The organism is Tardiphaga sp. (assembly GCF_028290785.1).
Classification (GTDB): domain Bacteria; phylum Pseudomonadota; class Alphaproteobacteria; order Rhizobiales; family Xanthobacteraceae; genus Tardiphaga.
Map to the genome: position 1 here is coordinate 1 of NZ_JAQGJD010000334.1, position 14439 is coordinate 14439.

The window sequence follows — 14439 nt, forward strand, 5'->3', positions numbered from 1 at the left end:
AGGCCACGACGCTTTCGTTCTGGTTGTCGAGAACGAACTCGCCCTTGTCGGTCTTCACGGTCAGCACCGCATGGCCTTCGCCCTTCTTGTCGCGCACCACGGTGATCAGCAGCGCCTCGCGGGGCCAACCGGCATCGATCAGCATCTTGCGCTTCAGCAGCACGTAGTCCTCGCAGTCACCGTAGCCGTCTGTCGGCAGCGACCACTTCTCGATCACGCCCCAGTGGTCCATGTCGGTCAGCGGCTTGACGGTCTCGTTGACCCAGCGGTTGACGCGCAGCAGATCTTTCCACGCGGTCTGCGTGATGACGATGTCGCGCGCCTGGGTCGCACCGCCGCGACAATCGCCGGGATTGTCCGCGCAGAATTCGACCCAGCCGATTGGCGAGCGCGTGTTGTCGCCGAGACTTGCGTAAAGTCGTTCGTCGCCGGCCTGCGCCGTCGCCGAAAATCCGAACAGGACGGCTGCGAATGCCAATCCCGTGATGTGCCCCTTGCTACGAAACATTGTGGCCCCCGTTTCTTGTTGGGACCATGTTTTGCACAGAGGCTTTGCGGCGCCGCTAAATCGCACAACTACAATTGAGACGAATGCGCATCAAAGGCAGTACGTCTTCGAAACTATACTTGGCAGGGTTCGATTCACATTTGAAGAAAATGGAAATTGATTCAAATTTTACGCATTAAGCGCGCGCGTCCTGAAAATGCGGTGCTTGTGCTGCCAAAAGGCGTCGGCGTTAACCGTGAACGGCGCCGCGCGGAACCCGCAAGGCGGTACCCGGCAACGCGGGTATCGCCTTCATTCGGCAGGGAAAATGGAATTCAAGAGGTGCGGTTGTTTACCGGGCGTTGACGCTGTCTTCGACCGTCTCTGCGAGCTGCTCGTGGACGAACTCCAGTGCGAAGCCGTCTTCGAGGTGACGTACCACGCGCGACTGCACCCGGCCGAGCGACACATGGGTGTGCAGCGGCGGCCGCTTCTCCGCCGCGATGGCGGCGCCGGACAGCGACAGATCGATGATGCGGCAGGTCATCTGGCTGCCGTCCTCGAGGGTGAGCAGGCAGATCGGGTTGCGCGGCACGATACGGTCGTGGCGGCGGTCTTCCGGCAGGTTGAGGATGTCGCGGTTGGCGAGCCATGTGAGCTGCGCCGCCAGCTTGTCGCGCTTGCGCGGCGTGGCGCCGACGGTCATGGCAAAGCCGTTGTCGATGATCCGGGTGACCTTGCCCTCGACGCGGCCGATATGGTCGAGATAGGCGATCACGCGGTCGCCGACATTGCCGATGCCGGGACCCAGCAAGGCCAGGCCGCCGGGTGACATGTTGATGACCTGACAGGGGAATTCGCGCCGATCGGGCAGCATATAGCGGCCGAGCAGATGCACCTTCACGCGCTGGAAGCGGCGGCGTTCTTCTGCAGACGGAAGAATCGATTTTGTTTGCGCAAACGCCATCAGTGCCGTGCCGGTTCAGCGGGTCGAGGTCGCCCTGACCCTACGGCGCTCACGGTTAATGGCGCGTTAGCAAATGCTCAACTGATGCAACCAAATGGCGTGGCGCCATCATGCCGCACCCACGCCGATCGGTTCGTGCAGGCCCCTGCTACCGCAGTCGCCGCTACCGCAGTCCCTCATAGACCATCAGGCCGCGGGCGGCCTGCAGCTTGCGCAGCGCGCGCGGCGCAAAGCGCTGCGGCGGGTGGGCGAGGTAGCGGAACGAGGTCAGGCTGAACGGGCCGAGCTTGCCGCGGGCCTCGCCGAGCGGCGCCAGCAGCCCGGTCAGGCTGATCGGCGTATGCGCGCGCATGTTGAACGGAAGCAGCAGCAGTTCGAGATGGACTTTCTGGCCGGCCTCGGTGGTCGCGGTGACGCCGGCGACGGCGACCAGCAACTCTTCCGACACCACGGTAATGATGTCCTCGATGTCGCGGCGGCTGTCCGGCGCGAACAGCATCGGAAACGCCTGTCCCTTCAGGTCGCGCGCCAGCAGGGCACAAACTCTGGTGCCGGCGACGCGGAACGGAAAACCGGCGCGCTTGTCGTAGGACAGCACGAAGATGTCGCCGAGCAGCTCGCGCAGCGGGCCGGGCTCGATATCGCTGCGCTCGGGCGCGCGCGCGAACCCGCGCTTGTCGTCCCAATAGGCAAAGAACTCTTTGCTGGATGGATGCTTCATTAACGCTAAACCTTGACCCCGCCGCAGCATCCCGGAGACAGTTGTGTCCCGAATCCAGTCACTGCGTGCCGCTACATGTTGTGCAGTTCGAACATTGCATCGTCCATGCCGAAGCGGCGTTTTCCACCGTGTTAACTAGGTTTCCCGGCGTTAACGTTAAATTTACCATGTTGTTGAGCCGCAGTGGATAGTCGCTAGGATGCGCGCACTGCACGGCATCGCGGGCTGTTCTCCAGCGGCTCGCGACGCACAGGTTTTGATACCAGGGTGGCTGCAAACAGGTTTGGTCGTCGCGCGGGGAGGGGTGGGGATACCGGATTTTCGGTTGTGCCGAAAATCCACCCGGCGCGGGAAAGATCGGTCCAGGAAAGGGAGAGCGTTCTCAGCGCTCTCCCTTTTTCTTTTAGGACTGCCGATCTCGTTACTGACGTGGCCGCCATTTTCCCACCCGCGCTCCCATCCTTCGCTTGCGTCATCCCGCCAAAGCCGCCTATTTGGGGCATCGCTCGCGTGAGCCCCTGACAGGCCGTTGATCCCTTGGACCCCTTGGATTCCTCCGTTCCCCCGCGTGAACCGATCCTGACCCTGCCGGGCGCGCTGACCGCCTATGTGGCGCTGCTGGTGGCGATCCATCTCGGGCGGATGCTGCTGTCGCCGGATCTCGACGACCTCGTGATCGGCATGTTCGGCTTCATTCCGAAGCGCTACGACCAGACGCTGCTGGCGATGCCGTACCCCGGCGGCACCCCCGCCAAGATCTGGAGCTTCGTCACCTATTCGCTGCTGCACGCCAATCTCAGCCATATCGGCTTCAACGTGCTGTGGCTGCTGCCCTTTGGAAGCGCGCTGGCGCGGCGCTTCGGCGCGGTCCGGTTCTTTGTCTTCATGGCGGTGACGGCGGTCGGCGGCGCCGCGGCGCATCTGTTGACCCATGAACACGGGCTGGCGCCGATGATCGGCGCCTCGGCCTCGGTCTCCGGCGCCATGGCGGCAGCGATCCGCTTTGCCTTCGTGCGCGGCAGCTTCCTGTCGTTCAACCGCGGCGATGCTGACGAGGCGGCGCGGGTGCCGGCGCTGCCGTTGCTGCAGGCGCTGCGCGATCCCCGCGTGCTCGGCTTCCTCGCGGTGTGGTTCGGCGTCAACATCATCTTTGGCGTCGGCTCCATCGCGATCGGCGCCGATGGCGCTGACGTCGCCTGGCAGGCGCATATCGGCGGCTTCTTCGCCGGATTGCTGCTGTTCTCGCTGTTCGATCCGATCCCGCGCGCCGGGCAGCCCGCCGCGGCGGCGCCGGCCTCCGACCTATCCGATCTGCACTGATCGCCGGTCGCCGCCTTGCGGGGCGGGCGGGTTTCATTCATCATCCCACGTCCGGCAGGCGACGTTTGGCCTGCGCAAGCATTGTGTCTCGATCCAAGAATAAAAGACCGTGCCCGTTCGAGGGCCGGCCGGCTCTAGGAGGCGACCATGACGGTACGTGCAATCCTCGATACCAAAGGCCACCAGATCATTCACGTCGGTCCGGACGACAAGCTGGCGGTGGCGGTGAAACTGCTGTCGGAACGCAAGATCGGCGCGGTGATGGTGATGACCGACCAGCACATGGATGGCATCCTGTCGGAGCGCGACATCGTGCGCGTGGTCGGCGAGCGCGGCGCCTCGGCGCTGGACGAGAAGGTCGAGGCGGTGATGACCCGCAAGGTCATTAGCTGCAAACCATCGGATACCGTGGCCGCGATCATGGAAAAGATGACCTCCGGCAAATTCCGGCACTTGCCCGTGATGGACGGCGACAAGATGGTCGGGCTGATCTCGATCGGCGACGTCGTCAAATGGCGGCTGCGCGAATTCGAGCACGAACAGGAAGCCCTGCGGGATTATATCGCGACGGCGTGAGGCAAGCCCGCCTGTCTCTTCGAGATGAATCGAATCGCCCGCAGCCGTCATTGCGAGGAGCCCTTGCGACGAAGCAATCCAGTCTTCGCTTGTGGCTTTCTGGATTGCTTCGCTCAGCGAAAGTCGCCTTCGGCGATTTTCGCTGGCTCGCAATGACGGCGGCGGCTAATGCGCGTCACTCAAACTGAAATACCCTAGCCCTCAGCCACCGTCGCCTTCTGCGCGATCGGCGCAGGCGCCTTGGCGGCTTCGGGCGCCAGGATTTCGATGGCTTCCTGGATGGATTCGATCGCGCGTTCGGTGGCGCGGGCGCCGTGGGCGATCAGCTCTTCGGCGCGGTGGAAGTCGAACCAGCCGATCTTGCCGACCCGCGGCGCGATCAACAGGTCCGGCGGATCGCCGGCGAGCCGCGCCCGGGTGATGCGGTCCTGCATGATGTTGAAGGCATCGACCATGACGCTGGAAATGCCCGGCCGGTCGCCGCCGCCGAAGAACTCCCGCTTCATGGTGCGCTCGGCGGAAAACAGCCGGCCGAACCCGCGCTTCGGCTCCGGCGCGACCTCGATTACCGCTTCGGCCGCGTCGGGGCTGCTGCCGTGCTGGAAGATCGTGGTCGAGTGGCCGAACACGTCGTTGCTGAGATTGGCGGCGATCACGATCTCGGCGCCGAGCGCGCGGGCCGCCGACACCGGCACCGGATTGACCAGCGCGCCATCGACCAGCCAGCGATCGCCCACCAGCACTGGCGAGAAGATGCCGGGCAGGGCATAGGACGCCCGCATCGCATCGACCAGCCGGCCATGGGTCAGCCAGATCTCGTGGCCGGTGCGGACCTCGGTGGCGACGCTGGCGAACTTCAGCGGCAGGTCCTCGATCACGGTCTGCCCGAGCGAGGCCTCGAGCTGCGCCGCCAGCTTGCTGCCGCCTATTAGGCCGGAGCCGTTGAGGCGAATGTCGAGATAGCTGAAGATGTTGCGGGGCTGCAGGCTGCGCGCCCATTCCTCGAGGGTGTCGAGATGGCCGGCCGCGTAGGAGCCGCCAACCACGGCGCCGATCGAGGTCCCGACCACCACATTGGGCACGATGCCATGGGCCAGCAGGGTGCGCAGCACGCCGATATGGGCAAAGCCGCGGGCGGCGCCGCCGCCCAGCGCCAGCCCGATCACCGGGCGGCGGACACTGCCCAGACCCGGTCTGTCGCGGCCATTCGCCCCGTTCTGGCTGCGCCCCATCAAACTGTCCAGCACCCAACAAACTCCTCGGTCGACCGGATCGCGACACCGCCGGCATTTTATGCCCTGCGGCCGGGTCGCGCCAGACGGTATCGCATTCATGATTTATGTCGCGGGGTCCGGCGTAGGCAGCAATTATGACTGCATGGCGACGCTGCGCCGGAAGCGGGCAGTTTCGCGGATCGGTCGCGGGATTGTGTGCAGGGCCACGCCAAGGCTTGAATTCGCCGCGTTTTCGGTGAAAAGCATGTCGATGACTGCACGGGGCCACGATCTCAGACGAATCGGGCGGGGCGGACGCATGGCGTTCGCGCTGCTGGCCATGCTGATGGCCGCCCCGAACCCCGCTTCCGCGCAGTTTTTCAGCGACCGGCCGGCGCCGGTGCCGCCCAATTCGATTCCCGACATGCCGTCCGGCCCGGCCATCAGCCTGGCGCCGCCCTCCGGTCCGGCCTCCGCGCCGCTGCTGCCGGCGCCGCTGACGCAGCCGCCGGTCGCCGCGGTGACGGCGCCGGTGCCGTCGCCGCTGCCCGCGACGCCTGCCGCGCCCAGCCAGGGCGTGCTGGCGCTGACGGCGCGTTACGGCAAGGACATGCCGGTGATCAACAGCGGGCTGGTGTGGCGGGTGTATTCCGACCGGCCCGACGAGACCGGCGCGTTCAAGCTGATCCGCGAGGACCGCGGCGCCACCCCGAACATCGTGCTGCCGCCCGGCAGCTATGTGGTCCACGTCGCCATGGGCCTGGTCAGCGCGGTCCGTCCGGTGACCATCAAGTCCGACACCGACCGCGAAGCCTTCGTGCTGCCGGCCGGCGGCTTGCGCATCGAAGGCCGCGTCGGCACCTCGAAGATTCCGCAGAACCAGATCTCGTTCAGCATCTACAAGGGCAGCCAGTTCGAGGCAGGCGAGCGTTCGCCGCTGCTGCCGAGCGTCGCCGCCGCCGACGTCGTGCTGCTGCAGGAAGGCACCTATTACATCGTCTCGAACTACGGCGACGCCAACTCCACCGTGCGCTCGGACATCCGCGTACAGGCCGGCAAGCTCACCGACGTCATCATCACCCATCGCGCGGCGGTGATCACGCTGAAGCTGGTCGGCGACAAGGGCGGCGAGGCGCTGGCCAACACCGCGTGGTCGGTGATCACCCCGGCCGGCGACGTCATCAAGGAATCGATCGGCGCATTCCCCCGCGTCGTCTTGTCCGAAGGCGAATACCGCGCCATCGCCAAGAACGAAGGCAAGGTGTTCGAGCGCCCGTTCAAGGTCGTCAACGGCGTCGACGGCGAGATCGAAGTCGTCGCGCGGTAGCGCATTTCCGCAGTGAACGGGCTCTCCCCGTCATTGCGAGGTCAGGGAAAGCCAATTGGCTTTCCCCTTAGCGAAGCGACGCGGCAATCCAGAGCCACAAGCTCGGCAAGAACTGGATTGCTTCGTCGCAAGGGCTCCTCGCAATGACGGCTGCGGCTAAATCGCGTCATCTCAACCTGAAATGCGCTCGACGGCGCGCATAATTCCCCTTCACGTCTCCGCGATCACCCCTGCAACATTGATGCAGATCATCCCGTTTTGAAGGTGGCGTGACCACACTGGCGAACCTGACATCGGCCGCATCCGCGACCTCCGATAGAAAGTTCCCCATGGCCTACGAAACCAGGAATCCCTACACCGACGAAGTTCTCAAGCGCTTTCCCGACGCCACCGATGCCGAAGTCCAGACGGCCATCGACCACGCGCACCGCGCGTTCCTGGCGTGGAAGGATGCCTCGTTCGCCGCGCGTGCCAAGGTGATGCAAAGCGCTGCCGACATCCTGCGCCGGGAGCGGGCGTCCTATGCCAAGCTGCTGACGCTCGAAATGGGCAAGCTGGCGTCCGAGGCGGAGGCCGAAGTCGAATTGTCGGCGGCGATTTTCGAATACTACGCGACGAACGCCGAGCGGTTGCTGGCGCCCGAGGCGTTGCCGGTGGCCCACCCCGACGAAGGCGAAGCGACGCTGGTGTGCGAGCCGCTCGGCGTGTTGCTGGCCATCGAGCCGTGGAATTTTCCGTACTACCAGATCGCCCGCATCATCGCGCCGCAACTGTCGGCCGGCAATACGATGCTGCTGAAGCATGCGTCCAACGTGCCGCAGAGCGCGCAGGCGTTCGAGAAACTGATGCGCGACGCCGGCCTGCCGGACGGCGCTTTCCAGAACCTGTTCGCGACGCGGTCGCAGATCGAGACGATCCTCAACGATCCGCGCGTCCAGGGCGTCGCGCTCACCGGCTCGGAAGGTGCGGGCGCGGTGATTGCCGCGCAGGCCGGCAAGGCCTTGAAAAAATCGACCATGGAGCTCGGCGGCGCCGACGCCTTCGTCGTGCTGGCCGATGCCGACATGGCGAAGACCGCGAAGTGGGGCGTGTTCGGGCGCCACTGGAACGGCGGCCAGGTCTGCGTGTCCTCGAAGCGCATGATCGTGGTCGATGAAGTGTATGACGACTTCCTCAAACGCTACACCAAGGGCGTCGCCGAACTGCGCGCCGGCGATCCCAGCGATCCGGCGACGACGCTGGCGCCGCTGTCGTCGCAGGGCGCTGCTGACGAGATCAAGGACAAGATCCGCCAGGCGGTCGCGCATGGCGCCACGGCGACCGAGGTGGGGCCGAGCGTCCCCAACCAGGGCGCCTTCGTGCAGCCGACGATCCTGACCGATGTCGGCGAGGACAATCCGGCGCGCTACTGGGAATTCTTCGGCCCGGTGTCGATGCTGTTCCGCGCCAAGGACGAGGCGGATGCGGTCCGCATCGCCAACGATTCGCCGTTCGGACTCGGCGGTTCGGTATTCACGTCGGATACCAAGCATGGCGCGGAGGTCGCCAAGAAGATCTCCACCGGCATGGTGTTCGTGAATCATCCAACGATGGTGAAGGCGGACCTGCCGTTCGGTGGCGTGCGCCGCTCCGGTTACGGCCGCGAGCTGCTCGGGCTCGGCATCAAGGAGTTCGTCAACCACAAGCTCATCAACGTGGTCGATATCGACGCGCCGTTCTGAGCGCCGCGAAACCTTCAATCTCCGTACAGGAAGTATAGCATGCAGAAGACCATGAAGGCCGCCGTCGTCCGCGAATTCGGCAAGCCGCTGGTGCTCGAGGAAGTCACGGTCCCGATGCCCGGCGCCGGACAGATCCTGGTCAAGATCGCCGCGACCGGCGTCTGCCACACCGACCTCCACGCCGCGGAGGGGGACTGGCCGGTGAAGCCGAAGCCGCCGTTCATTCCCGGCCATGAAGGCGTCGGCTACGTCGTCGCGGTGGGGAACGGCGTCAGCCATGTCAAGGAGGGCGACCGCGTCGGCGTGCCCTGGCTGTACAGCGCCTGCGGCCACTGCACGCATTGCCTGGGCGGCTGGGAGACGCTGTGCGAAGAGCAGCAGAACACCGGCTATTCGGTCAACGGCAGCTTTGCCGAATATGTGCTGGCCGATCCGAACTATGTCGGCCATTTGCCGCCGAAGGTCGGCTTCGTCGAGATCTCGCCGATCCTGTGCGCCGGCGTCACCGTCTACAAGGGGCTGAAGGTCACCGATACCAAGCCCGGCGACTGGGTGGCGATCTCCGGCATCGGCGGCCTCGGCCACATGGCCGTGCAATATGCCAAGGCGATGGGGCTCAACGTCGTCGCGGTCGATATCGACGACGCCAAATTGGCGCTGGCGACGAAGCTCGGCGCCGCGTTGACGGTGAACGCGCGCAACGTCGATCCGGCCGCCTTCATCAAGAAGGAGATCGGCGGCGCGCAAGGCGTGCTGGTCACCGCGGTGTCGCCGAAGGCGTTCCAGCAGGCGATGGGCATGGTCCGCCGCGGCGGCACGGTTTCGCTCAACGGCCTGCCGCCGGGCGACTTTCCGCTGTCGATCTTCGACACCGTGCTGAACGGCATCACGGTGCGCGGCTCGATCGTCGGCACGCGGCTCGATCTGCAGGAGTCGCTCGACTTCGCCGCCGACGGCAAGGTGCGCGCGACGGTGACGACCGACACGCTGGAGAACGTCAACGACGTGTTCGATCGGATGCGTGCGGGCAAGATCGAAGGCCGCGTCGTGCTGGATTTCGAGAATCTGGCGAAGGCCGTGGCGGCGTAGAGTCTGTTCAAGTGAACGGGACTCGTTCCCCGGACGCGGTGCACTGCGCCGCGCTTTCGCGGCGTGGTGCGCCGCAGATCCGGGGCCCCGGTTGCGTGAGAAAGAAACCGGGATCCCGGATCTGCGGAGCGGCATAGCGGCGATGCTTCGCATCGCCTGCGAATGCCGCACCGCGTCCGGGAAACGATCCCACCACGTCAGTTCAACGGATCAGCCGGCGCCGACAACAAGTATCAATTGCCGCGCGATCGTCACGCCACTGTCATGGTTGTGAATCCGCCCTAACCATCGCGTGACTTAAAACATTCATAGTGTCGGATTGCGCAGCGCGGCGGCGAAACGTTTACATCGTCTTAAGTGTCATGACCCGAATACCGCGCTCACGCGCAACTATTCGGAAAGGGACGTCGTGACCGCGGCCAGAAAGATTTCCGGACAACCGGACAGCAAGGTGTTCGGCGACATCCCCGCTTTGCAGCGCAAGTGGCATGCGGCGCTGCGTCCGGGTCAGACGCTGCCCGGCTATGAAGAGGTGATGCTGGGCAGCCTCGGCCGCATGGCCGATCACATCGTGCTGCTCAAGGGCGACGGCGCGTCGCTCGAAGTGTCGCGCAGCGGGCGCTACGTGCAGCAGTGGCTCGGCGACGAGCGCTGGGACATCCCGCTCGATACGCTGTCGCCGGATTGTGCCACAGCGCTGGCGGAAGCCGCGAGCTGCGCGCTGCAGACCAACCGGCCGCACGAGTCGGTGGTGCATTGCGTGCGCGACGGCCTGGTGCAGACCTACGAGATCCTCGCGCTGCCGACGTCGTCGCGCTGGGGCGGCACGCTGGTCGGTGCCTATGTCAACGAGCAGGGGCCGCGCTACAATCTGGTCGATGCGATCTTCTCCTCGACCAATGAAGGCATCGTGTCGCTGGCCGCGATCCGCGATTCCGGCAGCAAAGCGTTCGACTTCCAGATCGTGCATCTCAACCAGGGCGCGGCACGGCTGCTGAAGGCGCCATCGACGGACCTGCAGTGGCGCCGCCTCAGCGCCGGCGGCCACGCGCTGTGTCTGCCCGGCGTGCTGCAATGGCTGCTGTCGATGATCGCCAGCTCCGCCAGCGACCAGCTCGAAATCGACAGCGACGACCGCAACCTGCGGCTCAGCGCCACCGCATTCGGCGACTTGGTGTCGCTGACGATCTCTGATGTCACCGACATCAAGCGCCGCGAGGACTCGTTCCGGCTGCTGTTCGACAGCAATCCGATGCCGATGTGGGTGTTCGACGCCGAGACGATGGATTTTCTGGGTGTCAACGACGCCGCGGTTCAGCATTACGGCTATGACCGCGCCAGCTTCCTGCGCATGCAGCTCAAGCAGATCTGGCCGCGCGACGAATGGGAGATTCACTCCAAGGCGCTGCTGCAGCTCGGCGACGCCTACCAGTCGGACCGCAACTGGCGCCACCTCAAAGCCGACGGCAGCGAGATCCATGTGCTGACCTACGGACGGCGCGTTACCTTCGAGGGCCGCGACGGCTTCCTGGTCGCCATCGTCGATATCACCGAGCGCCGCAAGGCTGAGGCGCGGGTCGCGCATATGGCGCATCACGACGGGCTCACCGAACTGCCAAACCGCGTGTTCTATCAGGAGCGGCTGGCCCAGGCGCTGGACGGCATCGATCCCGGCAAGCACGTCGCGGTGCTGTGCATCGATCTCGATCTGTTCAAGAACGTCAACGACAGTTTCGGCCATCCGATGGGCGACCGGCTGCTGAAGATGGTGGCCGGGCGGATGCGCGCCGAAGTGCGCGGCAACAACATGGTGGCGCGTCTCGGCGGCGATGAATTCGCCGTCGTGCTGGCGGCCGACATCTCGCCCAACGAGGCCAATGACTTTGCCGCGCGCATGATCGAGATTCTCAGCGTGCCCTACGACATGGACGGCATCGAGGTGGTGATCGGCGCCAGCATCGGCATCGCGATGTCGCCCGGCGACGGCACCTCCAGCGAAGAGCTGATGCGCAACGCCGACATGGCGCTGTACCGCGCCAAGTCGGAAGGCGGCGGCGTGCACCGCTTCTTCGAGCGCGAGATGGACCGCCAGGCGCAAAAGCGCCGCGACATGGAGCTCGACCTGCGCAGCGCCTTCGCCCATGGCGAGTTCGAGGTGCACTACCAGCCGCTGGTCGATCTCGCCGCCGACCGCATCACCGGCTTCGAGGCACTGCTGCGCTGGAAGCATCCCGAAAAGGGCATGATCTCGCCGGCGGATTTCATCCCGGTCGCCGAGGATATCGGGCTGATCGTCACGCTCGGCGAATGGGTGCTGCGAAAGGCCTGCGCCGAGGCGGCGAAATGGCCGGATGATATCAAGATCGCGGTGAATCTCTCGCCGGTCCAATTCCGCAGTCGCAACCTGGTCCAGGTCGTGGTGGCGGCGCTGGCCTATTCCGGGCTGTCGCCGCTGCGACTCGAGCTGGAGATTACCGAATCGATCTTCCTCGCCGAGACCGACGCCAATCTCGCCATCCTGCATCAGTTGCGCGCGCTCGGCGTGCGCATCTCGATGGACGACTTTGGCACCGGCTATTCCAGCCTGAGCTATCTCAGAAGCTTTCCGTTCGACAAGATCAAGATCGACCGCTCCTTCGTGAAGGACCTGATCGGCCGGCCGGATTGCGTCGCCATCGTGCGCGCGATCTCCGGCCTCGGCCGCAGCCTCAACATCACCACGACCGCGGAAGGCGTCGAGACCGTCGATCAGCTCGACTGGCTGCGCGCGGAAGGCTGCAACGAGGTGCAGGGCTTCCTGTTCAGCGCGGCGCGCCCGGCGTCGGAAGTGGAAGAACTGCTGCGCCGCTTCGGCGCGCGGGCGTCGGAGGCGGCGTAGGGCGAAGCGCGCCGCTATCGTGTCCCGGACGCGATGCAGCGCCCTTGCGCGGCTTCGCAGAGCCGGGATCCCGGTTTCTTCCGCGCCCAACCGGGGCCCCGGATCTGCGGCGCACCACGCCGCGAAGACGCGGCGCAGTGCACCGCGTCCGGGGAACGATGCCTGCAACTTGAATGCGAACCTAAAACCTTGTCACCAGCTCCGCCAAGACCGGCCGCGGCCGGTCCTCGTTCGGCCGGGTCGGCGTGCCCACGTGGATGAAGCCGGCGAGCTTCTCCTCCGGCTTCAGCCCGAGGCCGTCCAGCACGTCGCGGTCGTAGCCGTGCCAGCCGGTCAGCCAGTTGGCCCCAAAACCCAGCGCGCTGGCGGCGCTGACGATGTTCATGCAGCTGGCGCCGGCGGACAGTTCCTGCTCCCACGGCGGAATTTTTGGATGCGGCTTGATCGCGGACACCACCGCGATCACCAGCGGCGCCTCCATCAGGCGGCGCTTCTCGACCTCGATCTCGGCCACCGGCGCATCCGGATTCTTTCGCGCGAACACCGCGGCGATGACGTCGCCGGCGCGCGAGCGCGCCTCGCCCTCGAACACGATGAAGCGCCACGGCGCCAGCTTGCCGTGGTCCGGCACCCGCGCGCCGATGGTCAGGATGGTGTCGAGTTCGGCGGGCGAGGGGCCAGGGCCGCTCATCTCGCGCGGCTTGACGGAACGGCGGGTCTTCAGGAAGGCGATGGCGTCGGTCACGGGCATGTCTCACATGGAAGAGGTGGACGACCCCTTACCACGCGACGCGCCCCGCCACGAGGCGGCGCGCGGGCATTTAGACGGATTGTGACCGCGATCGCGTGACAGTGCAGCCTAGCCTTTTTGCGGCATCTTGCCGGCGCGATCCAGCAGGTCCGCCGCCAGATCCTCGAGGATCTCCCGCGTCGCCAGATACAGGCTGTGGCCGCGCTCGGTCTCGAACGCCAGCGCCACCACATGCGGCCGGTTCGGATCCGGGATCAGCTGATACGCCAGGATCGGGTAGGCGGGGATTTCCTGTTCGTCGGTGGCGTCGGTCATGGGGCGGTCCTGAACAATGAAAGGCTGCGGGTAATTCTGAAGTGAAGTGCGGCGTCCTCTCCACGTCGTCCCGGCGAACGCCGGGACCCATAACCTCCGGGCTCGTAGCTGGAAAGGACTTTGGCCACAGCGCACCACACGACGACAGCGTGTATGGGTCCCGGCTTGCGCTCGCAAGCTCGCTTGCCGGGACGGCAGAGTTACACCGCCTCGTTCGCCCGCTTCATGTCCGGCGGCGTGGCTTCATCGACCAGTGCGACCAGCGCCTCGGTCAGCGTCATCACGGTCTGCTTCTCGCTGCCGAAGCGGCGGATCGAGACCGACTGGGTCTCGGCTTCCTTCTTGCCGACCACCAGCATCACCGGGATCTTCATCAGCGAGTGCTCGCGCACTTTATAGTTGATCTTCTCGTTGCGCAGATCGAGATCGACGCGCAGGCCCGCGCGGCGCGCCGCAGCCGCGACAACCTTGGCATACTCATCGCCATCCGACGTGATGGTGGTGACGACAACCTGCGTCGGCGACAGCCACAGCGGAAAATTGCCGGCAAAATGTTCGATCAGGATACCGATGAAACGCTCCATCGAGCCGCAGATCGCGCGATGCACCATCACCGGCGCCTTCTTCGAACCATCGGCGTCGATGTAGAACGCGCCAAAGCGTTCCGGCAGGTTGAAATCGACCTGCGTGGTGCCGCACTGCCAGTCGCGGCCGATGGCGTCGCGCAAGACATATTCGAACTTCGGCCCGTAGAACGCGCCTTCGCCTGGATTGACCGCGGTCTTGACGCGGTTGCCGGACTTCGCCGCGATCTGCTCCAGCACTTTCGACATCACCGCTTCGGCATGATCCCACGCGGCATCGGTGCCGACGCGTTTCTCGGGCCGAGTTGATAATTTGACAACAAGCTGCCCGTCGAAGCCGAAGTCGTCATAGGTCGACAGGATCAGGTCGTTGATCTTGAGGCACTCGTCGGCGAGCTGTTCTTCGGTGCAAAACACATGCGCGTCGTCCTGCGTGAAGCCGCGCACGCGCAACAGGCCATGCATGGCGCCTGAGGCCTCGTAGCGATG

13 protein-coding genes are annotated in these 14439 nt (G+C 65.2%); 6 read left to right on the top strand and 7 right to left on the bottom strand.

All coding sequences use genetic code 11. The annotated features are described in order from the left end of the window. From JWR89_RS21705 to JWR89_RS21715, 3 genes are all read right to left on the bottom strand, one after another. Positions 1–508, bottom strand: a 508-nt coding sequence (locus JWR89_RS21705) for a transglutaminase-like cysteine peptidase (protein ID WP_299720055.1), incomplete at its 3' end; no start/stop codon positions are given. 331 nt (positions 509–839) lie between these two features. After that, positions 840–1454 carry a PilZ domain-containing protein gene (locus JWR89_RS21710; RefSeq protein ID WP_299720058.1) on the bottom strand — a complete coding sequence of 205 codons (615 nt, stop codon included), beginning with the start codon at positions 1452–1454 and terminating at the stop codon, positions 840–842. Positions 1455–1617: 163 nt separating this feature from the next. Further along, positions 1618–2175 (bottom strand): PAS domain-containing protein, encoded by a 558-nt coding sequence (locus tag JWR89_RS21715; RefSeq protein WP_299720060.1) that lies wholly within the window; start codon positions 2173–2175, stop codon positions 1618–1620. 537 nt (positions 2176–2712) lie between these two features. On the opposite strand from JWR89_RS21715, the gene JWR89_RS21720 reads away from it, so the two are divergent. Next, positions 2713–3495, top strand: coding sequence for a rhomboid family intramembrane serine protease (locus JWR89_RS21720; protein WP_299720063.1), 783 nt, complete (start codon positions 2713–2715; stop codon positions 3493–3495). A gap of 147 nt (positions 3496–3642) precedes the next feature. Continuing rightward, a complete protein-coding gene (locus JWR89_RS21725; protein WP_299720066.1) occupies positions 3643–4071 on the top strand; it encodes a CBS domain-containing protein in 429 nt (142 codons plus the stop codon). Positions 4072–4265: 194 nt separating this feature from the next. On the opposite strand, the gene JWR89_RS21730 is transcribed toward JWR89_RS21725, so the two are convergent. Beyond that, positions 4266–5318 carry a patatin-like phospholipase family protein gene (locus JWR89_RS21730; RefSeq protein ID WP_299720069.1) on the bottom strand — a complete coding sequence of 351 codons (1053 nt, stop codon included), beginning with the start codon at positions 5316–5318 and terminating at the stop codon, positions 4266–4268. 286 nt (positions 5319–5604) lie between these two features. Between JWR89_RS21730 and JWR89_RS21735 the strand changes: the two genes are divergently transcribed. The 4 genes from JWR89_RS21735 (at position 5605) to JWR89_RS21750 (ending at position 12300) form a co-directional block, all read left to right on the top strand. Next, on the top strand, positions 5605–6612 hold the full coding sequence (locus JWR89_RS21735) for a hypothetical protein (RefSeq protein ID WP_299720071.1): 1008 nt from the start codon (positions 5605–5607) through the stop codon (positions 6610–6612). 329 nt (positions 6613–6941) lie between these two features. Beyond that, positions 6942–8333: an NAD-dependent succinate-semialdehyde dehydrogenase gene (locus JWR89_RS21740; protein ID WP_299720074.1), complete on the top strand. Its 1392-nt coding sequence runs from the start codon at positions 6942–6944 to the stop codon at positions 8331–8333. Between the two features lie 39 nt (positions 8334–8372). Continuing rightward, positions 8373–9422, top strand: a complete 1050-nt coding sequence (gene adhP / locus JWR89_RS21745) for an alcohol dehydrogenase AdhP (protein WP_299720076.1) — start codon at positions 8373–8375, stop codon at positions 9420–9422. 409 nt (positions 9423–9831) lie between these two features. Beyond that, the gene (locus tag JWR89_RS21750) at positions 9832–12300 is read left to right on the top strand and encodes an EAL domain-containing protein (RefSeq protein WP_299720078.1); all 2469 of its coding nucleotides are present in this window, start codon (positions 9832–9834) and stop codon (positions 12298–12300) included. A gap of 181 nt (positions 12301–12481) precedes the next feature. Here the strand turns inward: JWR89_RS21750 and JWR89_RS21755 are convergent, their stop codons facing one another. The 3 genes from JWR89_RS21755 to JWR89_RS21765 all read right to left on the bottom strand — a co-directional run. Continuing rightward, the gene (locus JWR89_RS21755) at positions 12482–13045 is read right to left on the bottom strand and encodes a nitroreductase (protein WP_299720080.1); all 564 of its coding nucleotides are present in this window, start codon (positions 13043–13045) and stop codon (positions 12482–12484) included. A gap of 114 nt (positions 13046–13159) precedes the next feature. Continuing rightward, a complete protein-coding gene (locus JWR89_RS21760) occupies positions 13160–13366 on the bottom strand; it encodes a hypothetical protein (protein WP_299720082.1) in 207 nt (68 codons plus the stop codon). A gap of 200 nt (positions 13367–13566) precedes the next feature. Continuing rightward, positions 13567–14439: threonine--tRNA ligase (locus tag JWR89_RS21765; RefSeq protein WP_299720084.1), on the bottom strand; the 873-nt coding region annotated here is incomplete at its 5' end.